Source organism: Micromonospora mirobrigensis (assembly GCF_900091555.1).
GTDB classification, from domain to species: Bacteria; Actinomycetota; Actinomycetes; order Mycobacteriales; family Micromonosporaceae; genus Micromonospora; species Micromonospora mirobrigensis.
Genome location: NZ_FMCX01000001.1, coordinates 780,409 through 801,792, shown reverse-complemented (window position 1 = coordinate 801,792; position 21,384 = coordinate 780,409). Strand labels below are relative to the sequence as shown.

Genomic DNA, 21,384 nt, shown 5'->3' with positions numbered 1-21,384 from the left:
TGACAGGGGGCCCTTCCTTTCACCCCAGGCGGGTGACGCCGCCGACGGGCAGGACGGTGAAGTGGCCGGGGGCGGCGAAGCCACGCTCGGCGTACGCGCTGGTCACGGCGGCGCCGACCGCGTCGGCGGCGGCCGCCTCGACCAGGGCGAGGACGCAGCCGCCGAAGCCGCCGCCGGTCATCCGCGCACCCAGGGCGCCCGCGGCCAGCGCCGCCTCGACGGCGGTGTCGATCTCCGGGACGGTGATCTCGAAGTCGTCCCGCATCGAGGCGTGCGAGGCGGTCAGCAGCGGGCCGATCTCGCGTACCCGGCCGGCGCGGAGCAGTTCGACGGTGTCCAGGACCCGCTGGTCCTCGGTGACCACGTGCCGCACCCGGCGTCGGGTCTCCGGGTCGTCGAGGCGGTCCAGTCTCGCGTCGAGCCCGGCCGCGTCGACGTCGCGCAGCGCGGGCACCCCGAGCAGTTCGGCGGCCCGCTCGCAGGACTTCCGGCGGGCCGCGTACTCGCCGTCGACGTGCCGGTGCGGGGCCCGGCTGTCCACCACCAGCACGGCCAGCCCGGCCGCGTCCAGGTCGAACGGGATCTGCTCGACGGCCTCGGAGCGGCAGTCCAGGAAGAGGGCGTGCCCCTCCCGGCACCGGATGACGGCGGACTGGTCCATGATCCCGGTCGGGGCGCCGACGTAGGCGTTCTCGGCCCGCTGCGCCAGCCGGGGCTGCCGGTCGGCGGGCAGGTCCAGCCCGCCCAGGTCGACCAGGGCGGCGAGCACCGCCGCCTCCAGCGCCGCCGAGGAGGACAGCCCGGAGCCGAGCGGCACGTCCGAGGCGAGCGCGATCCGGGCGCCCGGCACCGCGTACCCGGCCTCGCGCAGCGCCCAGACCACCCCGGCCACGTACCCGCCCCAGCCGGTGACCCGGCCGGGCTCGTCGACGTCGGCGCCGCCGAAGGAGATCCGCTCGCCGGAGAGCTCCGACCAGACCTCCCACCGCTCGGCGTCGAGGCGGTCGGCGGCGGCGACCGTACGCCGCGGCAGGGCGAAGGGCAGCACGAAGCCGTCGTTGTAGTCGGTGTGCTCGCCGATCAGGTTCGCCCGGCCGGGAGCCGCCCAGCGGCCGGCGGGCTCGTCGGCGTACTCCTGCCGGAAGCCGGCGGCGGCGCGGGCCGCGACGTCCCCGGCCGGCTGGCCCGCGCTCACCGCTGCTCCAGGATGTGGGTGCGGTAGAAGGCCCAGGCGTCGCCGACCATGTCGTGCAGGGTCGGCTTCTCCGGCACCCAGCCCAGCTCCTCGCGGGCCAGCGCCGAGGAGGCGACCAGCTCGGCGGGGTCGCCCTCGCGGCGCGGCGCCGTCTCGACCGGCACCGGCTCCCCGGTGACCTCGCGGACCACCTCGACCACCTGCCGGTTGGTGAAGCCGTTGCCGTTGCCGAGGTTGTAGATGCGGTGCCGGCCGGGCACGGCGGCGGTGAGCGCGAGCAGGTGCGCCCGGGCCAGGTCCACCACGTGGATGTAGTCGCGGACGCAGGTGCCGTCGACGGTGGGGTAGTCGTCGCCGAAGATCTGGAGCTTGTCCCGCCGGCCGGCGGCGACCTCCAGGGCGATCGGGATCAGGTGCGTCTCCGGGTCGTGCCGCTCGCCGATGGCCAGGTCACCGCGGAGGTACGCGCCGGCCACGTTGAAGTAGCGCAGCGACACGGCGGCCAGGTCGTGCCCGATCGCCTCGGAGGTCAGCGCCATGTCGACGGCGAGCTTGGTGGCCCCGTACGTGTTGGTGGGGGCCTTGACGGCGGTCTCCGGGATGGGCAGCTCCAGCGGGTTGCCGTAGACGGCGGCGGTGGAGGAGAAGACCAGCCGGGGCACCCCGGCGGCCCGTACGGCGTCGATCAGCGCGAGCGAGCCGACGGTGTTGTTCCGCCAGTACAGCTCGGGCCTGACCATCGACTCGCCGGCGGCGATGAGGGCGGCGAAGTGCAGCACGCCGTCGAAGCCGGCGTCCGGGGTGAGGACCTGGGCCGCCTCGTGGATCGGCAGGTCGACGTGGGTCGCCTCCGGGGCGAGGGCCGCCCGGTGCCCGGTCCGCAGGTCGTCGAGGACGGTCACGTCGTGGCCGTTGTCGAGCAGCATCCGGGCCACCACGCTGCCGATGTACCCGGCGCCACCGGTGACGAGCAGTTTCACGTCGGGTTCCTCCAGCCTGGGGGGTCACTTCCGGTGATCATCGTACGGCCGGGCGGGGTTGTCGGCCCGTCGTCGGCGCCTCCCCATTCCATCATGAAACAACGCGATCAAACAGACCCGAACATGGTGGCCCTGATCCCCGTGTCCGCCGGTGCGGCGGGCCCCCGGTGTCTACCATCGCTGTCATGCGGGAAGCGGGTCATCCCGGCCCCCGGCGGCGACCACCGGGGCGGCCGCGCCGCGAGCCGGGCCGGGTCGCCCGGACCATCGCCCGGATCGTCGTACGCGCCGCCGACGGCGCCACCCGACTGGTCACAGACCTGCTCGGCGCCAGCCCGGCCGCCGGCCGGGAACGGATCAGCGAGGCGGAGCTGCGCGACCTGGTCGCCGCGAACACCCTGCTCGACCCGGTCGAACGGCGGATCATCGACGAGGTGCTGGAGGCCGGCGCCAGCCTGGTCCGCGAGGTGATGATGCCCCGCACCGAGGTGGTCTTCCTGGCCGCCGACCTCACCGTCGCCGAGGCGGCCCGGCTGGTCCGCGCCGAGACCCACACCCGCTACCCGGTGGTGGACGGCACCCACGACGACGTGCTGGGCTTCGTCCACCTGCGCGACGTGCTGCTGCGCCCCGACGGCGATCCGCGGGCGACCGTGCGGGAGCTGACTCGGGAGGTCAAGCGGCTGCCCGGCAGCAAGCGGGTGCTCGCCGCGCTGCACGAGATGCGCCGCGAGGGCCACCACCTCGCCGTGGTGGTCGACGAGTACGGCGGCACGGCGGGCATCGTCACCTGCGAGGACCTGGTCGAGGAGCTGGTCGGCGAGATCCGCGACGAGTACGACAGCCCGTCCGAACCGGTGCTCGCCGGGCTGCCCGCAGTGGTGGACGGCCGGCTCAACCTCGCCGACTTCGCCGAGCGCACCGGCGTCCCGCTCCCCGCCGGCCCGTACGAGACGGTCGGCGGCTACGTGATGGCGGCGCTCGGCCGGCTGCCGGTCGCCGGCGACGAGGTGCCGGTGCCCGGTCACCCCACCGCCCCCGGGCCCGGTGACGAGGACGGCTGGCTGCTGCGGGTGCTCGCCCTGGACGGGCGCCGGGTGTCCCGGCTCGCGGTCTCCGTCGCGCGCCTACCCGGGCAGCGGCGGGAGGCGACCGGACCGCCCGGGATCCGCGAGGCCGCCGGCCCGACGCGGCCGGTCGGGAGCCGACCCGCCGGCCCGTCATGACGTACGCCCGGTCCTCCTGACAGAATTGCCGCCATGTCCGACGTACCCGCCCGCCCCCGCGTCTTCTCCGGCATCCAGCCGACGGCCGATTCGTTCCACCTCGGCAACTACCTGGGCGCGGTGCGGCACTGGGTGGCCCTTCAGGACAGCCACGACGCGTTCTACTGCGTGGTCGACCTGCACGCGATCACCGCCGGACACGACCCCAAGGTGCTCCGGCAGCGGTCCCGGGTGGCCGCCGCCCAGCTCTTCGCGGTCGGCCTCGACCCCGAGCGCAGCACCCTCTTCGTCCAGTCCCAGGTGCCCGAGCACCCGCAGCTGGCCTGGGTGCTCGGCTGCATCACCGGCTTCGGCGAGGCCAGCCGGATGACCCAGTTCAAGGACAAGTCGCAGAAGCAGGGCAGCGAGCGGGCCAGCGTCGGCCTGTTCACGTACCCGGTCCTCCAGGCCGCCGACATTCTGCTCTACCAGGCCAACGCGGTTCCGGTCGGCGAGGACCAGCGCCAGCACCTGGAGCTCTCCCGCGACCTGGCGCAGCGGTTCAACTCGCTGTTCGGCGCCACCTTCACGGTGCCGGCGCCGCACATCGTCAAGGACACCGCGAAGATCACCGACCTCCAGGACCCGACGGCGAAGATGTCGAAGTCGTCCTCCTCGCCGGCCGGCATCATCGACCTGCTGGAGGATCCGGCCCGCTCGGCCAGGAAGATCCGTTCCGCGGTCACCGACACCGGCCGGGAGATCGTCTTCGACGCCGAGACCAAGCCGGGTGTCTCCAACCTGCTGACCATCTACTCGGCGCTCTCCGGCCGGAGCATCGACGACCTGGTCGCCGCGTACGACGGCAAGGGCTACGGCGACCTCAAGAAGGACCTCGGCGAGGTGGTCCGGGAGTTCGTCACCCCGATCCAGGAGCGCACCCGCGCCTACCTTGACGACCCCGCCCAGTTGGACAAGCTGCTCGCCGCCGGCGCGGAGAAGGCCCGGGCGGTCGCCGCGCCCACCCTGCACCAGGTCTACGAGCGGGTGGGTTTCCTCCCGCCGGTGCGCTTCGAGTAGCGGCCCGGGCGACGGAGACGGGTGGAGCAGTCGGTGGCCGGAGGGGTGGCGCGGAGCGTGGATCGCAGGGACGGGGAGCCGTCGCACGGCGACACCATCCAGATCGGGATCGCGGTGGACATCCCCGAGCCGTGGGGCGCGCTGCTCACCCAGCGGCGGATCGAGGCCGGTGACCCGCAGGCCGTACCGGCGCACGTGACGCTGCTCGGGCCGACCGAGATCCCGGTCGCCGCGCTGCCGGCCGTCGAGGCGCACCTGGACCGGGTGGCGACCGCGCACCTGCCGTTCGCGCTGCACCTGCGCGGGACGGGCACCTTCCGGCCGGTGACCCAGGTGGTCTTCGTGACGGTCGCGGCGGGGATCAGCGAGTGCGAGCTGCTGGCCGCGGCGATCAACGCGGCCCCCGAGCTGCACCGCGAGGCCCGCTTCCCGTACCACCCGCACGTCACCGTCGCGCAGGACGTCGCGCCGGAGGCGCTGGACAGGGTGTACGAGGACCTGGCCGACTTCTCCGCCATCTTCGAGGTGGAGGCGTTCACCCTCTTCTCGCACAGTGGGCAGGCCCGGTGGCAGCCCCGCCGGGACTTCCGGCTCGGCGGCTGAGCTGAGCGCGCCCGGCCACCGTCGAGTCGAGAGATCGGCGAGGATGACGTCGTGAACGTGATCGGCCGCATCGAGGCGGGCCTGGGCCGCCAGATCGACGTGGCCCGCGGCCGGTTGCCCGCGTTCGACCACCTGTGGCGGGCCGGCACCCTCTACGGGGACGTGCTCGGCGGGCGGCTCGCGGCGGCGATCGCGTACTACGGCTTCTTCGCGGTGTTCGCGCTGGCGTTGGTCGCGTACTGGGTCTTCGGGGCGATCCTCCAGGACAACGACGACGTCAGCGCGGCGGCGGCCGACTTCCTGAAGGCGAACCTGCCGTTCCTCGACCCGCAGCAGATCGCCCAGAGCAGCAGCACCGTCGGGGTGGTCGGTCTGGTCATCCTGGTCTTCACCGGCGTCGGCTGGGTGGAGGCGATCCGCTCCTCCCAGCGGCTGATGTACGGCTTCAACCAGCAGCCCGGCAACCTGGTGATCCGCCGGCTGGTGGATCTTGGGGTGCTGCTGCTGGTCTTCGTGATGCTCGGCGTCTCGGTGGCCGCCGTCGACGCGCTGGAGTCGCTGCTGCGGTTCCTGCTGCGCAGCACCGGCTCGGTGGGGCTGACCACGATCAGCGCGGTGCTCAGCGTGCTGGTCAACGCGGTGCTCGCCACGGCGTTGCTGGTGGCGGTGCCGCGGCTGCGGATGAGCCGGCGCCGGCTGCGGCCGGTGGTCCTGGTGGTGGCCGTCGGGATCACCCTGCTGAACACGGTGGGGCGCTACTACGTGGTGCGGACCGAGCGGAACCCGGCGTACACCGTGGTGGCGACCGCGGTCGGTCTGCTGCTCTACCTGTACCTGCTCAACCAGTTGGTGCTCTTCGGCGCCGCGCTCGCCGCCACCAGCCCGTACGGCCGGGTGGTGGACCTGGCGGAGGGCGGCGCCGCGCGGGAGGTGGACGTGGAGGTCGACGACGAGAGCGACCCCGGTACGCCGGGCGGGGCGGGCTGACGTGCGGATCGTGATCGAGGCCGACTCGGTGCTGCCCCCGTACGAGCAGGTGCGCTCGCAGCTCGCCGAGCAGGTGGGCGACGGCCGGTTGCCGGTCGGTACCCGGCTGCCCCCGGTCCGGCAGCTCGCCGCCGAGCTGGGGCTGGCGGTGAACACGGTGGCGCGGGCCTACCGGGAACTGGAGGCGGCCGGGCTGGTCGAGACCAGGGGCCGGCACGGGACGGTGGTGGCCCCGGGCCGGGACGACGCCACCGACCGGCTGCACGCCGCCGCCACCGCGTACGCGGCCGAGGCGCTCCGGTTGGGCGTGCCGGCGGATCGGGCGCTGGCGTTGGTCCGGGCCGCGCTGGCCGCCGCCCGACCGGGGTGACCCGGCGGGCCGTACGGCCGGAGTGACCCGATCCCGACAGCCGAAGGAAAAGATGAATAGGGCAAATGCCACCCGGTGCGCTGGACCGACCGACCATGATGATCCCGTGGGCGCTCTCGTGACGTTGGACCTGCCGGACGACTCCCCGATGCTCGGCCTGCCGTGGATCATCACCTTCGGGCCGCTGGGCGACGCCGACGAGTGGGAGCCGGTCGTCTGCGGGCCGTACGAGCGGCCGCACGCGCTGGCCCTGGCCGAGGCGGTGGTGGCCGAGGAGCAGTTGATGGCGGTGGTCGAGCCGCTGCTGCCGGCGCTGTCGGCGGAGGAGATCCGGGGCGAGATCGCGGCGGCGCAGATCGCCGCCGAGGACGAGGCCGCCCGGGTCGACGAGTCCGACCTCTACGGCGACTTCGAGGACGTCATCGACGAGGAGTTGGAGCGGGCCGCCGAGCAGGAGCCGGTGCCGCAGCCACTGCCCGCGCCGAGCCGGGACGAGCTGCGGGCCGGCTTCGCCCGGATCGCCAAGCTGCTCACCACCCGCGAGGGCTGAGGTCGGTCGCCCCTGCGGCCCGCCGCTCGTGTGGCTGGTCGCCCGCTCGTGTCGGCGGTTTCGCTGCGTCGCCGATCTCCGTCACCGATGGTCACACGTGACTTTGCCTACCCAGCGTGGCCACGCAGGCCGGGACGACGTCGGTCCTCCCCAGCCTTTGCTCTGCTGCCGCATACGCACCACGTCCCTGACCAGCAGCTCTGCTGCGACTCGCGATGAACCGGCGCCTACTGCGGGTTACTGATGCGTGGGGGCGAGCAGAGCAAAGGGAGCGCGGGGTGGGAGAGGAAGGGCCGCGTCGAACACGAAGAGTGGTGGCGGCGCGCGAGGGGCACGTCAGGGCCGCCGGGGCGGCCCCAGCCGAGCCGCCGGTTCGGCACACCCGGCCCGTGACCCACACATGCGGCGGGCGGGCGGCGGAGAGTCCGGGATGGACGCCGGCGCCCCGGGACGGATCCCGAGGCGCCGGCGCCACCTCACCCCCCACCACAAGGGGTCGGTTGCCCAGCCGCCCGTCGGCGCGGAGCACAACGGACGACCAGGTCGTCAGCGGGTTACCCGGCTCAGCGCCGTTCGAACCACGCAGCTGCGTCCACCGGCAGGACGTGACCCTCGCCCCGCTCGGTGAGATCGGCGCTGGCCACGACCGGCTGGCCGTAGCCGTCGATCGTCACCTCCGCGCCGCTGAGGTTGACCACGCAGGTCAGCACGGCCGGGCCGGCCGCACGGCTGAAGGCCAGCACGCCGGGCTCGGTCTCCAGCCAGACCACGCCACCGGCGGTGCCGGCCAGCGCCGGGTGTTCGTGTCGGGCCCGCAGCGCGGCGCGGTAGAGCTCCAGCGTGGAGCCGGGCACGCCGGTCTGGGCGGCGACCGAGAGGCCACGCCAGGTCGCCGGGGCCGGCAGCCAGCTCAGCTCGCTGCCCTCCGGGCCGAAGCCGTACGGGGCCAGCTCGCCGCTCCACGGGATCGGCACCCGGCAGCCGTCGCGGCTCTCCCCGGTACGCAGGAACGACGGGTCCTGGCGCAGCTCGTCGGGGAGGTCCAGCACCTCCGGCAGGCCCAGCTCCTCGCCCTGGTAGACGTACGCGGCACCGGGCAGGGCCAGCATGAGCAGGGCGGCGGCCCGGGCGCGGCGCAGGCCGACCTCGCCGTCGCCGTACCGGGTGACGTGCCGCTGCCGGTCGTGGTTGGAGAGCACCCAGGTGGTGGGCGCGCCGACGATGGTCGACTCGGCGAGCGCGGTGTCGATCACCTTGCGGAACGAGTCGGCCGACCAGGTGGCGTCGAGGAAGTCGAAGCTGAACGCCTGGTGCAGCTCGTCCGCGCCGATGTAGCGGGCCAGCCGCTGCGGGGTCTCCGCCCACGCCTCGGCCACGGCCATCCGGCCGCCGGGGTAGCTGTCCAGGATCGGCCGCCAGGCGCGGTAGATCTCGTGCACCTCGTCCTGGTCGAAGTACGGCAGCCGGCCCTTGCCGAGCAGCTCCGACTGGCGCTGCCCGGTGGTCATCGAGTTGAAGCCGACGTCCGGCAGCCCCTCGGCCTTGATCATGCCGTGCGCCACGTCGATCCGGAATCCGTCCACGCCCCGGTCGAGCCAGAAGCGCAGGACGTCCTCGAACTCGGCGCGTACCTCGGGGTGGCGCCAGTTCAGGTCCGGCTGAGCCGGGTCGAACAGGTGCATGTACCACTGGCCGTCGGGGAGCCGGGTCCAGGCGGGGCCGCCGAAGATGCTCTCCCAGTCGTTCGGCGGCAGCTCACCGGTCTCGCCCCTGCCGTCGGCGAAGAGGTACCGCGCCCGCTCCGGCGAGCCGGGGGCGGCGGCCAGCGCGGCGGTGAACCACGGGTGGGCGCTGGAGGTGTGGTTCGGCACCAGGTCGACGATGATCCGCAGGCCGAGCGCGTGCGCGTCGGTGATCATGGCGTCGAAGTCGGTGAGCGAGCCGAAGAGCGGGTCCACGTCGCGGTAGTCGGCGACGTCGTAGCCGGCGTCGATCTGCGGCGAGGTGTAGAACGGGGTCAGCCAGAGCGCGTCCACCCCGAGGTCACGCAGGTAGGGCAGGCGCTCCCGGATGCCGGGGATGTCGCCCACGCCGTCGCCGTTGGCGTCGGCGAAGCTGCGGACGTAGACCTGGTAGACGACCGCGGAACGCCACCAGTCGTCGTCGGAGGTCAGCGGCTCAGGGGTGGTGGCGGTCATCGGTGACGATCCCCGTTCTGTGGCGCGGGACGGCGGCGCCCCGGCGGGCGCTGATGTGAAAGCAGAATGCCGCCCCAGCGCTGCAAGAGTCAAGCAGCTCTTGCGCAAGAAATGACGTCGGTTGCCCGCGGCGAGGGCAAACTCACGCCGGTACGGCGACCGCGGGTAGGGCCGGACGCTGCCGGCCGGACGCCTTGCCGGCCACCGGCGACGCCGGGCGGACCACCGCCGTCGAGCCGCGGACCACCAGCTCCGGACGGAACAGGTACTCCGAGTGCGGCGCCGGGTGCCCGTTGATCTCGTCGACCAGGGCGCGTACCGCCGCCACCGCCATCGCCGCCACCGGCTGGCGAACAGTCGTCAACGGCGGGTCGGTGAAGGCCATCAGCGGGGAGTCGTCGTACCCGACCACGGAGAGCTCGCCGGGGACCGAGAGGCCGCGCTGCCGGGCCGCCCGGATCGCGCCGAGGGCCATCAGGTCCGACCCGCAGACGATGCCGGTGACCCCGCGGTCCAGCAGGCGCCCGGCGGCGGCCTCGCCGCCCTCCACGCCGAAGAGCGAGAGCTCGGCCAGCGGGTCGAGGTCGGCCTCGGCGACCCCGGCCAGCCGGGTCATCGCCGAACGCCAGCCGGCGACCTTGCGCTGCACCGGGACGAACCGGTCCGGGCCGGTGATCAGGCCGATCCGCCGGTGCCCGAGCGCCACCAGGTGGGCGACGGCGAGCTCCGCGGACTCCCGGTCGTCGCAGGAGACGAAGGGGGCGGCGATGCCGGGGACGTACCCGTTGATCATGACGACCGGCAGCGGCCGGCCGATCAGCGCCCGGTAGCGGTCGTGGCTGGCCGCGGTGTCGGCGTGCAGGCCGGAGACGAAGACGATCCCGGAGACCTGCCGGTCCAGCAGCATCTCGACGTACTCGTCCTCGGTGACCCCGCCGGGGGTCTGGGTGCACAGCACCGGGGTGAAGCCGCTCTGGGCCAGGGTCGACTCGATCACCTGGGCGAACGCCGGGAAGATCGGGTTCTCCAGCTCCGGGACGACCAGCCCGACCAGCCCGGCGCTGCGCTTGCGCAGCCGGGCGGGGCGTTCGTAGCCGAGAACGTCGAGGGCGGTCAGTACGGCCTGCCGGGTCTCCGGGGCCACTCCGGGGCGGTCGTTGAGCACCCGCGACACCGTGGCCTCGCTGACTTCGGCCTGTTGGGCGATGTCGGATAGTCGAGCGCGCATGGCCGCACTTTAGCCCACCGTCAAGTTCTTGCGTACACTCCTGCAAGCCCTTCCATTCCCTGCAACCTCTTGCTAACGTCCCCGCAACACGCGAGAGCAGCGGCGCGGCACTCTAGCGCCGGTTGGCAAGAACTTACAGAGGTTTTCCACTGGCGGTCCGTCCTTCCCCCGGCGGGTCGCCATGACGACAGGAGTACCGATGCGCATCCGTACCACGGGTGTGGTCGCCGTCCTCGGCCTGGCGCTCGCCGCCTCCGGCTGCGGCAACGGCAGCAGCAGCAGCGACAAGCCGGCCGCCCAGAACTCCGCCACGCCCGCCGCCGCCGGCGGCAAGCTGGTCATCTGGGCCGACGACAAGCGCACGGCCGCCCTCAAGCCGTTCGCCGAGGAGTTCGGCAAGGAGAACGGCGTCAAGGTCGAGGTCCAGGCCGTCTCCAAGGACCTGCAGACCAACTTCGTGACCGCCTCCCAGCAGGGCAGCGGCCCGGACGTCGTGGTCGGCGCGCACGACTGGATCGGCAACCTGGTGCAGAACGGCGCCATCGACCCGGTGCAGCTCGCCGCGGAGCAGAAGAGCGGCTTCAACGAGACCGCCATCAAGGCCGTGACCTTCAACGGCCAGCTCTACGGCGTCCCCTACGCCACCGAGAACGTCGCGCTCATCCGCAACACCGAGCTGGCCCCGCAGGCGCCGAAGACGATCGAGGAGCTGGTCGCCACCGGCAAGCAGCTCAAGGCCCAGAAGAAGGCCAGCGAGATCCTCTGCCTCCAGTCCGGCCAGAACGGCGACGCGTACCACATCTACCCGCTGTACACCTCGGGTGGTGGCTACCTGTTCGGCACCTCGGCCAACGGCGACTACGACCCCAAGGACCTGGGCGTGGGCAAGCCGGAGTCGATCGCGGCCTTCCAGAAGATCGCGAAGCTGGGTGAGAAGGGCGAGGGTGCGCTGAAGCGCTCCATCACCCCGGAGAACTCCATCTCCACCTTCACCAGCAAGAAGTGCGCCTTCCTGGTCTCCGGCCCGTGGGCCATCGCCGACGCCAAGAAGGCCAACATCTCCTACGACATCTCCCCGGTCCCCGGCTTCGCCGGTGGCAAGGAGGCCCAGCCGTTCGTGGGCGTCCAGGCGTTCTACGTCGCCGCCAAGGGCAAGAACAAGGCCCTGGCCCAGGAGTTCGTCTCCAACTACGTGACCAAGCCCGAGCTGGCCGTCGCGCTCTACAAGGCCGAGCCGCGCCCGCCGGCGCTGACCGCCGCCTTCGACCAGGTCAAGGGCGAGGACGCCGACCTGGCCAAGTTCGCCGAGGCCGGCAAGAACGGCCAGGTGCTCCCGGCGATCCCGGCCATGGCCGCGATCTGGGACCCGTTCGGCAAGGCCGAGGCCGCCGTCATCGGTGGCGCCGACCCGGCCAAGACGGTCACCTCGGCCGGCAAGGCCATCCAGGGTCAGATCAAGTAATGAGCACGTCGCTGTCCGGCCCGGGGTCTGCCCAGCAGACCCCGGGCCGGGAGCCCGTTCGCAGCGGGCTCCCGCGCAAGTCCCGTACCGCGCGGAACCACGCGCCGATCACCGCGACCGGCCTCATCGTCAAGGTGATCCTGCTCGGCCTGGTGGCCGGCATCGCGACCTGGGCGGCCTTCCCGCTCATCGAGGCCAAGGAGTGGCTGGGGCTCGGCGTCCTGGCGGTCACCACCGCCGCCCTGCTCTACCTCTACCTCACCCGCCGGCACATCCCGGCCAAGTACCTGGTCCCCGGGACGCTGTTCCTGGTCGCGTTCCAGGTCATCCCGGTGCTCTACACGGCGAGCACCGCCTTCACGAACTTCGGCGACGGCCACCGCGGCACCAAGGACGACGCGATCGTCGCCATCCAGACCTCCTCGGTGAAGCAGGTCCCCGGCTCCACCGAGTACGCCCTGTCGGTCGCCACCAAGGGTGACCCGGCGACCGGCCCGCTGGTCTTCCTGCTCTCCGACCCGAAGACCAAGCAGGTCTACGCGGGCGACGCGGACGGGCTGCGCCAGCTCGACGCCGGCCAGGTCACCGCCAGCAGCCTCACCGGCAGGATCACCGCCGCCGAGGGCTACACGGTGCTGAACATCGGCCAGGCCAGCGTCCGGAGCAAGGACGTCACCTCGCTGATCGTCCCCACCGAGGGCGGGGCCATCCGGTCCACCGGCCTCAGCCGCGCCTACGAGGGCAAGGCGGCCCGGGCGTACGAGGCGGGCTGCGACTGCATCCGGGACGGCGAGAGCGGCAGGACGTGGGCCGCCGACGAGAAGACCGGCTCCTTCGTCGCCGCCGACGGTGAGCGGCTGACCCAGGGCTGGAAGGTCAACGTCGGGCTGAAGAACTTCACCCGGGTGCTGACCGACCCGAACATCTCCGGCCCGTTCTTCGGCACGCTGGCCTGGAACTTCGCCTTCGCGATCGGCTCCACCGGGCTGACCTTCCTGCTCGGCATGGCGATCGCACTGGCCCTGCACTCGCCCCGGATGCGGGGGACCAACCTCTACCGGGTGCTGCTGATCCTGCCGTACGCCATGCCGTCGTTCGCGATGCTGCTGGTCTGGCGGGACATGTTCAACACCGACTTCGGCCTGATCAACAACCTGTTCGGGTTGAACGTCGACTGGTTCGGTGAGGCCTGGTCGGCCCGGATCGCGGTGCTGCTGGTGCAGCTCTGGCTCGGCTACCCGTACATGTTCCTGGTGGCCACCGGCGCGCTCCAGGCCATCCCCCGGGAGCTGACCGAGGCGACCTCGGTCGACGGCGCCACCCCGTGGCAGTCGTTCAAGGCGGTCACCCTGCCGCTGCTGCTGGTGGCGATCTCGCCGCTGCTGATCGCGTCGTTCGCGTACAACTTCAACAACGTCAACGCGATCCTGTTCACCACCGACGGTGGGCCGTTCCCGGCGGACAACCCGCGCAACGGCGCCACCGACCTGCTGATCACGTACACCTACCGGTTGGCCTTCGGCGCCCAGGGCGCCGAGTTCGGCCTGGCGGCGACCGTCTCGATCTTCATCTTCGCGATCGTGGCCATCGTCTCCGCGATCAGCTTCTCCCGGACCCGCAAGCAGGAGGAGGTGTACGCGTGAGCGCGATGAGCACCTACGCCGAGGCGCCCGTGGCCAACCGCAACGCGACGCCGAAGACCAAGAACCGCTGGTTCGCCCAGGTGGGCTGGCGGCACGTGGTCGGGGTGGTGGCCGTGCTGTTCAGCCTCTTCCCGATCGTGTTCGTGATCTCCGCGGCGTTCAACCCGCTGGGCACGCTCTCCTCCACCCAGCTGCTGCCCACCGGGGCGTCGGTCGAGAACTTCCGCAACCTGTTCGACAACACGGCGTTCGGTCACTGGTTCCTCAACTCGCTGCTGCTGGCGGGGGTGGCCTCCTTCGCGTCGATCTTCCTGTCCTCGCTGGCCGCGTACGCGTTCTCCCGGATGCGGTTCGCCGGGCGGCGGGTCGGCCTGCTCGCGCTGCTGCTGATCCAGATGTTCCCGCAGTTCCTGGCCATCGTGGCGATCTTCCTGATCTTCACGACGGTGACCGACCTGTGGCCGAGCATCGGCTTCAACACCCCGTGGGGCCTGTTCCTGCTCTACATGGGTGGCGCGCTGGGGGCGAACACCTGGCTGATGAAGGGCTTCTTCGACACCCTGCCGAAGGAGCTGGACGAGTCGGCCACCATGGACGGCGCCTCGCACGTCCAGGTCTTCTTCCGGATCATGCTGCCGCTGGTGGCGCCGATCCTCGCGGTGACCGGGCTGCTCGCCTTCATCGGCTCGATCAACGAGTTCATCCTCGCCAACGTGTTCCTCACCGAGCCGAACACCAAGACCCTCGCGGTCGGCATGTACGGCCTGGTGGCCGGCGAGCGGAACAACAACTTCGGGATGTTCGCGGCGGGCACCCTGCTCACCGCCATCCCGACGGTGCTGGTGTTCCAGCTCCTCCAGCGCTACATCGTCTCCGGTCTCACCGCCGGAGCGGTCAAAGGATAAACCGGATAGGTGGCCGCTCGCCGTCGAGGGCGAGGCGAGTGGTGCCGCTCCGCGCTGCGGCAAGGGCGTCGGGATGACGTACACCGGAGCAGTTTCGGGTCGTGCCACCGCGGTCGGGAGACCGGCCGCGGTGGGCGACCCCTTTCCACTCCCGTCCGACCGACGCGAAAGGCGCCACCATGGCTCTCCAGCCGCACCACGACGGCTCCGCCACCTACGTCCCCGAGCAGGAACCGGCGCTCGGCCAGCGCGTCCCGGTCTTCGTCCGGGTGCCCGAGGGCGCCGACGTCACCCAGGTCCACGTGCGCACCACCGGGGACGGTGAACCGCACTTCGCCGAGGCCACCGTCGACCACACCAAGGACGGCGACGTCTGGTGGCGGGCCGACGTGCAGGTCCGCAACCCGGTCAGCAACTACCGGTTCATGCTGACCGGGACCACGGGTTACCGCTGGCTCAACGCGGCCGGCCTGGCCGGCCACGACGTGCCGGACAACGGCGACTTCAAGCTGGTCAGCCACGCCCCGCCGCCGGCCTGGACCCGGGACGCGGTGATCTACCAGATCTTCCCCGACCGGTTCGCCCGGTCGGCCGCCGCCGACAACCGCACGCCGCCGGACTGGGCCATCGGATGCGACTGGGACACCCCGGTGATCGGCCGTGGCCCGGAGACGCCGCACCAGTTCTACGGCGGCGACCTGGACGGCATCGCCGAACGGCTGGACCACCTGGACCGGCTCGGGGTGAACACCGTCTACCTCACCCCGATCTTCCCGGCCCGCTCCAACCACCGCTACGACGCGGCCAGCTTCGACACGGTCGACCCGCTGCTCGGCGGGGACGCCGCCCTGGCCCGGCTGGCCGACGCGGTGCACGCCCGGGGTTGGCGGCTGCTCGGCGACATCACCAGCAACCACACCGGCGACGCCCACGAGTGGTTCACCCGGGCGCTGGCCGACCCGCACGCCCCCGAACGGGAGCTGTACTACTTCGACGAGACCGGTGACTACGAGTCCTGGAACGGGGTCCGGTCGCTGCCGAAGCTGAACTGGGGCAGCGCGGAGCTGCGCCGGCGCTTCGCCACCGCCGAGGACTCGCTGCTGCGCCGCTGGCTGCGCCCGCCGTACGGGCTGGACGGCTGGCGGGTCGACGTGGCCAACATGACCGGCCGGCGCGGCGCGGACGCGTACACCCACGAGGTGGCGCGGCTGCTGCGCGAGGTGGTCGCCGGCACCCGCCCGGACGGGCTGCTGCTCGCCGAGCACGGTCACGACCACACCGGTGACCTGGACCGGGACGGCTGGCACGGCACGATGAACTACGTCGGCTTCACCGACCCGATCTGGTCCTGGCTGCGCCACGGCGACCAGCCGGTGCCGAACTTCCTCGGCACCCCGGGCGGGGTACGCCGGCGGGACGCCGAGGCGATCCTGACCACCATGGACACCTACCGGTCGCTGATCTCCTGGCGGTCGTACACCCAGTCGTGGCAGCTGCTCGGCTCGCACGACTCGGCCCGGATCCGGACGGTCGTCGGCGACGCCGCCCGGCAGGAGGTGGCGGCCGGGCTGCTGGCCACCATGCCGGGCACCCCGGTGGTCTTCGCCGGGGACGAGCTGGGGCTCACCGGGGAGAACGGGGAGGGCTCGCGTACCCCGATGCCGTGGCACCGGCCGGAGAGCTGGGACCAGGGCACGTTCGCCGCGTACCGGTCGCTGCTGGCCCTGCGGCGCGCCGAGCCGGCGCTGCGTCACGGCGGCCTGCGCTGGGCGCACGTCGACGCCGACACCCTGGTCTTCCTGCGCGAGGCCCCGACCGGCTCGGTGCTGGTGCTGGCCCGCCGCGCGGCCGGCACCCCGGTCCGCCTGGCCGGCCTGCCGGCCGGGGAGAACGTGTACGGCGGGGCGCCGGCGCTGCGGCCAGACGCCGACGGCGCGGTGACCCTGCCCGGCGACGGTCCCACGTTCCAGATCTGGCGGATGTAAGCAGGGGCCCCCTGTTAACGGATTCCGTTGTACAGGGGCCCCCTCTTAACGCTCCACCTGCCGACGCCGGGGCCGGCAGGTGGAGGTCACGGTCTGAGATCAGCTGGGCGGGGCGGCTACTACAAGTTGTCGTTGATGGGGCAGGATGGCTCCCGTGGAAGCTCTTCGTCTGGTACTCCTCTACGTCCATCTGATCGGGTTCGCGCTGCTGCTCGGCGGCTCGATCGCCCAGTACGTCATCGGCCGGCTGCGGATCAACGCGGCCATGCTCTGGGGCTCGGTGATCGGCCTGCTGACCGGCCTCGGCCTCGCCGCCCCGCTGCGGGACGGCGACGAGCCGGCGCCCGCAAAACTTGTTACCAAGTTGGTGTTCGCGCTGCTGATCTTCGTCATGGTCTTCTTCTCCCGGAAGCGGGAGTCGGTGGCCCGTGGCCACTTCCTCGCGATCATCGGGTTGACGCTGGTCAACGCCGCGGTGGCGGTGTTCTGGCGGTGACCCGCCGAGCTGCGGAAACGGCCCGGTGAACCGGACGTTCGCGACACTCCGCCTACCGTCCTGCACGCCGAAAAGTGATCTGCCCCACGTGAGGGTTACGTAGGGGTAACAGCCATCCAACAGTCGTGCACGATTGGCGGCCGGTGGGTGGGCGCGGGCGTACGCTCCCGTCCGTAACGTGGGAAGCCGGCGGCGCAGCGCAGGCCGGCTCAAGGGCTGCCACCGCAACAGCGCGGTGTGCAATGGGAAGGAGACGTCTTGCGCACTGTGCGTGGGATGCGGATCGCCTCCGCCTTCGTGGCGGGTGGGCTCGTGCTGGGTGCCGCCGCCTGTGGTGAGGCACCCAAGGACGACAACAACGCCGGTGGCAACGGCGGCAAGAAGTTCAGCGCCTGCATGGTGACCGACGTCGGTGGCATCGACGACAAGTCCTTCAACACCTCCGCCTGGGCGGGCCTCAAGGCGGCGAAGGAGGCCAACGACAAGATCGACATCAAGAACGTGCAGTCGAAGGCCGAGGCTGACTACGAGGTCAACCTGAAGGGCTTCGTGGACCAGAAGTGCGACTTCATCCTGGCCGTCGGTGGCCTGATGCAGGACGCCACCAAGAAGGCCGCCGAGGCGAACAAGAACCAGCAGTTCGCCATCGTCGACGCGAACCCGGGTATCGACAACGTCTACCCGATGCAGTTCGACACCGCGCAGGCCGCCTTCCAGGCCGGCTACCTCGCCGCCGGGATGAGCAAGACCGGCAAGGTCGGCACCTACGGCGGCCTGCCGATCCCGCCGGTGACCATCTTCATGGACGGTTTCGCCGACGGCGTGGCGTACTACAACAAGGCCAAGAGCAAGAACGTCCAGGTGCTCGGCTGGAACAAGGACACCCAGAAGGGTTCCTTCACCAACGACTTCGTCAAGCAGGACGAGGGCAAGAAGGTCTCCGACACCCTGGTCGCCCAGGGCGCGGACATCATCATGCCGGTCGCCGGCGGCGCCGGCCTCGGCACCACCTCCGCGGCGAAGGCCTCGGGCGGCAAGTACTCGGTCGTCTGGGTGGACGTCGACGGCTGCGAGAGCACCCCGGACTGCGCCGCCATCGTCACCACCGTGGTGAAGAACATCCCGGACGCCGTCAAGGAGGCCGTGCTGAAGGCCGCCAACGGCGAGAAGCTCCAGGCCAAGCCCGGCTTCGTCGGCGACCTGGCCAACAACGGCGTCTCCATCGCGCCGTACCACGACTTCGACAGCAAGGTCCCGGCGGACCTGAAGGCCGAGGTCGACAAGATCAAGGCGGACATCGCCGCCGGCACCATCACGGTCACCTCGAAGGCCCAGCCGACCAAGTGACCATCCCGCCCCCCTCCGGCAATGGGATCATCTCCGGAGGGCGGCGGAACCAGGTGTGACGATCCGGCCGCCTCGGCCGTCGCGGGGAAGATCCCGCGACGCCGGGGCGGCCGGTCCACCTTCATCCCCCGACCCCACCCGGCGCGGTGGCCGGCGTGGCAGCCGCTACGCTGCACCATCCGCTCGCACTCCAGGAGGTTGCGCTGAGACTCGAACTGCGCGGCATCACCAAGCGGTTCGGTGATCTGGTCGCCAACGACCACATCGACCTGACGGTGGAGCCTGGAGAGATCCACGCCCTGCTCGGCGAGAACGGCGCCGGCAAGTCGACCCTGATGAACGTGCTCTACGGGCTCTACCAGCCCGACGAGGGCGAGATCCTGGTCGACGGCAAGCCGCTGAAGCTGAAGGGCCCGTCGGACGCGATCGCCGCCGGGATCGGCATGGTGCACCAGCACTTCATGCTGGTGCCGGTCTTCACGGTGGCCGAGAACGTGATGCTCGGCGCGGAACAGGTCAAGGGCGGCATCGCCGGCTTCCTCGACCGCCGCCGCGCCCGCCGCGAGGTCGCCGAGGTCTCCGAGCGGTACAACCTCCGGGTCGACCCGGACGCGGTGGTCGAGGACCTGCCGGTCGGCATCCAGCAACGGGTGGAGATCGTCAAGGCCCTGACCCGCGACGTCGACCTGCTGATCCTCGACGAGCCGACGGCCGTGCTGACGCCGCAGGAGACCGAGGAGCTGCTCACGGTCATGCGGTCGCTCAAGGCGGCCGGCAAGTCGATCGTCTTCATCACCCACAAGCTGGGCGAGGTCAAGGCGATCGCCGACCGGATCACGGTGATCCGGCGCGGGAAGACGGTCGGCACCGCCGAGCCGAGCGCCAGCCGCGACGAGCTGGCCGCGCTGATGGTCGGTCGCAGCGTCCGGCTGACCGTGGACAAGCAGGTCGCCCAGCCCGGCAAGCCGGTCCTGGAGGTCGCCGGCCTGGTCGTCGACGACGACCGGCAGGTACGCGCGGTCGACGGCGTGGACCTGACCGTGCACGCCGGGGAGGTGCTCGGCGTCGCCGGTGTCCAGGGCAACGGGCAGACCGAACTGATCGAGGCGATCATGGGGCTGCGCCCGGTGCTCGCCGGCACCGTCAGCCTCGACGGCGAGACCGTGAACGGCTGGTCGACCAAGAAGGTGCTCCGGGCCGGCGTCGGCTACGTGCCGGAGGACCGCAGCGTCGACGGCGTGGTCAAGGAGTTCTCCGTCGCGGAGAACCTGGTGCTCGACATCTACGACCGGCCGCCCTTCGGCAAGGGCCTGTCGCTCAAGCCGGACGCCATCGCCAGGTCGGCGAGGGAACGGGTCGAGCAGTTCGACATCCGTACCTCCTCGCCCGACGCCGCGGTCGGCACCCTCTCCGGCGGCAACCAGCAGAAGGTAATCGTGGCCCGGGAGCTGTCCCGCCCGCTGAAGCTGCTGATCGCCGCCCAGCCCACCCGCGGTGTCGACGTGGGCTCGATCGAGTTCATCCACAGCCGGGTCATCCGCGAGCGGGACATCGGCACCGCCGTCATGGTGGTCTCCAGCGAGCTGGACGAGGTCATCGGCCTGGCCGACCGGATCGCGGTGATGTACCGCGGCCGGGTGATCGGCGTGGTCGGCCCGGACACCCCTCGCGAGGAGATCGGCCTGCTGATGGCCGGCATCACCCCGGACACCGCGACCACGACCGACGCCCCCGCCGGTACGGCCGGCGCCGCGCCGGTCACCCAGGCCCCTGTCGAAGAGGACGAGGCATGAGCAAGCCGAACCCGGTGTCGGGCTCCCCGGACAAGGAGCCGGCGACCGAGGCGCAGGAGGCGCGCAGCGAGGCCCGGGCGACGCCGTCCGCGCCCGCCGCCGACACCGAGCGCGCGGTGCCCGCCACCGCCACGAAGCAGCCCGCCGCCGAGGGGCCCCGCCCCACCCTGGGCCGGCTCTTCCTGGACAACCTCTGGGCGGCGAACACGGTCACCGTGACCGTGCTCGCCGTGCTGCTGGCGATGCTGGTCGGCGCGGTGCTGATCATCGTCTCCGACCCGGAGGTGCTGGCCACCTACAGCTACATCACCGCCCGCCCGGCGGACGCGCTCAACGCGAGCTGGACCGTGGTCAGCGAGGCGTACGCCAACCTGTTCAAGGGCGCGATCTTCGACCCGGACGCGGTCGGCTTCACCGCCGCGATGGGTCCGATCTCGGAGACCCTCACCTACACCGCGCCGCTGGTCTTCACCGGTCTGGCGGTCGCGCTCGCCTTCCGCGGCGGCCTGTTCAACATCGGCGCGCAGGGCCAGGCCACCATCGGCGTCATCCTCTCCGCCGTGGCCGGTTTCGCGCTGCCGCTGCCGCCCGGGGTGCACCTGCTCGTCGCGCTGATCGCCGGCGCGCTCGGCGGCGCGCTCTGGGGCTTCGTGCCGGGCATCCTCAAGGCGCGCACCGGCGCCCACGAGGTGATCAACACGATCATGCTCAACTACGTCGCGGTCTACTTCCTGTCCTGGATCATCATCCAGGCCGGGGTGCAGAACCCGAACCGGTCGGACGCGATCAGCAAGCCGGTCGACTCCTCCGCCCAGCTGCCCCGGCTGCTCGGCGACAACCTGCGGGTGCACGCCGGCATCCTGGTCGCGGTGCTGGCCACCTGGTTCATCGCCTGGCTGCTGAACCGCTCGACGCTCGGCTTCGAGCTGCGCGCGGTCGGCGAGAACCCGGACGCCGCGCGGACCGCCGGGATCAGCGTCACCAAGACGTACGTGCTGGTCATGGTGATCTCGGGCCTGCTGGCCGGACTGGGCGGCTCGAACATGGTGCTCGGCTCGACCGCGAACGCGCTGACCCCGCTGGTGATCGCGCAGATCGGCTTCGACGGCATCCTGGTCGCCCTGCTCGGCCGGGTGAAGCCGTGGGGCGTGCTGCTGGCGGCGCTGCTCTTCGGTGCGCTCCAGGCCGGCGGCAACCGGATGCAGTCGTACTCCGGGATCTCGCTGGAGCTGGTGACCGTGCTCCAGGCGCTCATCGTCATCTTCATCGCCGCGCCCGCTCTGGTGAAGGCGATCTTCCAGCTCCGGGCCGCCCGCGCGGCCCGGCTGCAGACGAGCCTCGCGAAGGGCTGGTGAGC

At 71.7% G+C, this 21,384-nt stretch carries 18 protein-coding genes; 14 read left to right on the top strand and 4 right to left on the bottom strand.

Annotated features, from left to right (window positions below):
- Window positions 1–19 precede the first annotated feature (19 nt).
- Complete coding sequence (galK, locus tag GA0070564_RS03745; protein WP_091602452.1) at window positions 20–1,195, bottom strand: galactokinase; 1,176 nt, start codon at window positions 1,193–1,195, stop codon at window positions 20–22.
- Entirely contained in the window at window positions 1,192–2,175 is a 984-nt protein-coding gene (gene galE, locus GA0070564_RS03740) for a UDP-glucose 4-epimerase GalE (RefSeq protein ID WP_091602449.1), read from the bottom strand. Before galE ends, galK begins: the two co-directional genes overlap by 4 nt.
- Before the next feature lie 185 nt (window positions 2,176–2,360).
- On the opposite strand from galE, the gene GA0070564_RS03735 reads away from it, so the two are divergent.
- The 6 genes from GA0070564_RS03735 to GA0070564_RS03710 all read left to right on the top strand — a co-directional run bounded on the left by GA0070564_RS03735 (window position 2,361) and on the right by GA0070564_RS03710 (window position 6,970).
- Window positions 2,361–3,401, top strand: coding sequence for a hemolysin family protein (locus GA0070564_RS03735; protein WP_091602446.1), 1,041 nt, complete (start codon window positions 2,361–2,363; stop codon window positions 3,399–3,401).
- A 33-nt stretch (window positions 3,402–3,434) separates the two neighbouring features.
- Window positions 3,435–4,460 carry a tryptophan--tRNA ligase gene (gene trpS, locus GA0070564_RS03730; protein WP_091602443.1) on the top strand — a complete coding sequence of 342 codons (1,026 nt, stop codon included), beginning with the start codon at window positions 3,435–3,437 and terminating at the stop codon, window positions 4,458–4,460.
- A gap of 21 nt (window positions 4,461–4,481) precedes the next feature.
- Window positions 4,482–5,063, top strand: coding sequence for a 2'-5' RNA ligase family protein (locus tag GA0070564_RS03725; RefSeq protein WP_091602440.1), 582 nt, complete (start codon window positions 4,482–4,484; stop codon window positions 5,061–5,063).
- 51 nt (window positions 5,064–5,114) lie between these two features.
- On the top strand, window positions 5,115–6,050 hold the full coding sequence (locus tag GA0070564_RS03720) for a YhjD/YihY/BrkB family envelope integrity protein (RefSeq protein ID WP_091602437.1): 936 nt from the start codon (window positions 5,115–5,117) through the stop codon (window positions 6,048–6,050).
- A gap of 1 nt (window position 6,051) precedes the next feature.
- Complete coding sequence (locus GA0070564_RS03715) at window positions 6,052–6,420, top strand: GntR family transcriptional regulator (RefSeq protein ID WP_091602434.1); 369 nt, start codon at window positions 6,052–6,054, stop codon at window positions 6,418–6,420.
- Between the two features lie 106 nt (window positions 6,421–6,526).
- Window positions 6,527–6,970: a hypothetical protein gene (locus tag GA0070564_RS03710; protein ID WP_091602432.1), complete on the top strand. Its 444-nt coding sequence runs from the start codon at window positions 6,527–6,529 to the stop codon at window positions 6,968–6,970.
- Between the two features lie 563 nt (window positions 6,971–7,533).
- Here the strand turns inward: GA0070564_RS03710 and GA0070564_RS03705 are convergent.
- Both GA0070564_RS03705 and GA0070564_RS03700 read right to left on the bottom strand, forming a co-directional pair.
- A complete protein-coding gene (locus GA0070564_RS03705; RefSeq protein WP_091602429.1) occupies window positions 7,534–9,168 on the bottom strand; it encodes a glycoside hydrolase family 13 protein in 1,635 nt (544 codons plus the stop codon).
- Between the two features lie 142 nt (window positions 9,169–9,310).
- The gene (locus GA0070564_RS03700; RefSeq protein WP_091602426.1) at window positions 9,311–10,396 is read right to left on the bottom strand and encodes a LacI family DNA-binding transcriptional regulator; all 1,086 of its coding nucleotides are present in this window, start codon (window positions 10,394–10,396) and stop codon (window positions 9,311–9,313) included.
- Window positions 10,397–10,595: 199 nt separating this feature from the next.
- On the opposite strand from GA0070564_RS03700, the gene GA0070564_RS03695 reads away from it, so the two are divergent.
- From GA0070564_RS03695 to GA0070564_RS03660, 8 genes are all read left to right on the top strand, one after another.
- Window positions 10,596–11,858: a sugar ABC transporter substrate-binding protein gene (locus GA0070564_RS03695; RefSeq protein ID WP_091602423.1), complete on the top strand. Its 1,263-nt coding sequence runs from the start codon at window positions 10,596–10,598 to the stop codon at window positions 11,856–11,858.
- The gene (locus tag GA0070564_RS03690; protein ID WP_091602419.1) at window positions 11,858–13,501 is read left to right on the top strand and encodes an ABC transporter permease subunit; all 1,644 of its coding nucleotides are present in this window, start codon (window positions 11,858–11,860) and stop codon (window positions 13,499–13,501) included. Before GA0070564_RS03695 ends, GA0070564_RS03690 begins: the two co-directional genes overlap by 1 nt.
- Before the next feature lie 5 nt (window positions 13,502–13,506).
- Window positions 13,507–14,406, top strand: coding sequence for a sugar ABC transporter permease (locus GA0070564_RS03685; RefSeq protein WP_091604513.1), 900 nt, complete (start codon window positions 13,507–13,509; stop codon window positions 14,404–14,406).
- Between the two features lie 179 nt (window positions 14,407–14,585).
- Window positions 14,586–16,391, top strand: coding sequence for an alpha-amylase family glycosyl hydrolase (locus GA0070564_RS03680; protein ID WP_091602416.1), 1,806 nt, complete (start codon window positions 14,586–14,588; stop codon window positions 16,389–16,391).
- Window positions 16,392–16,545: 154 nt separating this feature from the next.
- Window positions 16,546–16,887, top strand: coding sequence for a hypothetical protein (locus GA0070564_RS03675; protein WP_091602413.1), 342 nt, complete (start codon window positions 16,546–16,548; stop codon window positions 16,885–16,887).
- 276 nt (window positions 16,888–17,163) lie between these two features.
- Window positions 17,164–18,234 carry a BMP family lipoprotein gene (locus GA0070564_RS03670; RefSeq protein WP_091602410.1) on the top strand — a complete coding sequence of 357 codons (1,071 nt, stop codon included), beginning with the start codon at window positions 17,164–17,166 and terminating at the stop codon, window positions 18,232–18,234.
- A gap of 155 nt (window positions 18,235–18,389) precedes the next feature.
- A complete protein-coding gene (locus GA0070564_RS03665) occupies window positions 18,390–20,027 on the top strand; it encodes an ABC transporter ATP-binding protein (RefSeq protein WP_342672525.1) in 1,638 nt (545 codons plus the stop codon).
- On the top strand, window positions 20,024–21,382 hold the full coding sequence (locus GA0070564_RS03660) for an ABC transporter permease (protein ID WP_091602403.1): 1,359 nt from the start codon (window positions 20,024–20,026) through the stop codon (window positions 21,380–21,382). The genes GA0070564_RS03665 and GA0070564_RS03660 overlap by 4 nt, the downstream gene beginning before the upstream one ends.
- Window positions 21,383–21,384: the final 2 nt, after the last annotated feature.

Excerpts from the sequence above, each read along its gene's own strand:
- GA0070564_RS03735 (WP_091602446.1), top strand. The coding sequence starts at position 2,361 with ATGCGGGAAGCGGGTCATCCCGGCCCCCGGCGGCGACCACCGGGGCGG.
- trpS (WP_091602443.1), top strand. The coding sequence starts at position 3,435 with ATGTCCGACGTACCCGCCCGCCCCCGCGTCTTCTCCGGCATCCAGCCG.
- GA0070564_RS03705 (WP_091602429.1), bottom strand. The coding sequence starts at position 9,168 with ATGACCGCCACCACCCCTGAGCCGCTGACCTCCGACGACGACTGGTGG.
- GA0070564_RS03700 (WP_091602426.1), bottom strand. The coding sequence starts at position 10,396 with ATGCGCGCTCGACTATCCGACATCGCCCAACAGGCCGAAGTCAGCGAG.
- GA0070564_RS03695 (WP_091602423.1), top strand. The coding sequence starts at position 10,596 with ATGCGCATCCGTACCACGGGTGTGGTCGCCGTCCTCGGCCTGGCGCTC.
- GA0070564_RS03690 (WP_091602419.1), top strand. The coding sequence starts at position 11,858 with ATGAGCACGTCGCTGTCCGGCCCGGGGTCTGCCCAGCAGACCCCGGGC.
- GA0070564_RS03685 (WP_091604513.1), top strand. The coding sequence starts at position 13,507 with ATGAGCACCTACGCCGAGGCGCCCGTGGCCAACCGCAACGCGACGCCG.
- GA0070564_RS03680 (WP_091602416.1), top strand. The coding sequence starts at position 14,586 with ATGGCTCTCCAGCCGCACCACGACGGCTCCGCCACCTACGTCCCCGAG.
- GA0070564_RS03670 (WP_091602410.1), top strand. The coding sequence starts at position 17,164 with ATGCGGATCGCCTCCGCCTTCGTGGCGGGTGGGCTCGTGCTGGGTGCC.
- GA0070564_RS03660 (WP_091602403.1), top strand. The coding sequence starts at position 20,024 with ATGAGCAAGCCGAACCCGGTGTCGGGCTCCCCGGACAAGGAGCCGGCG.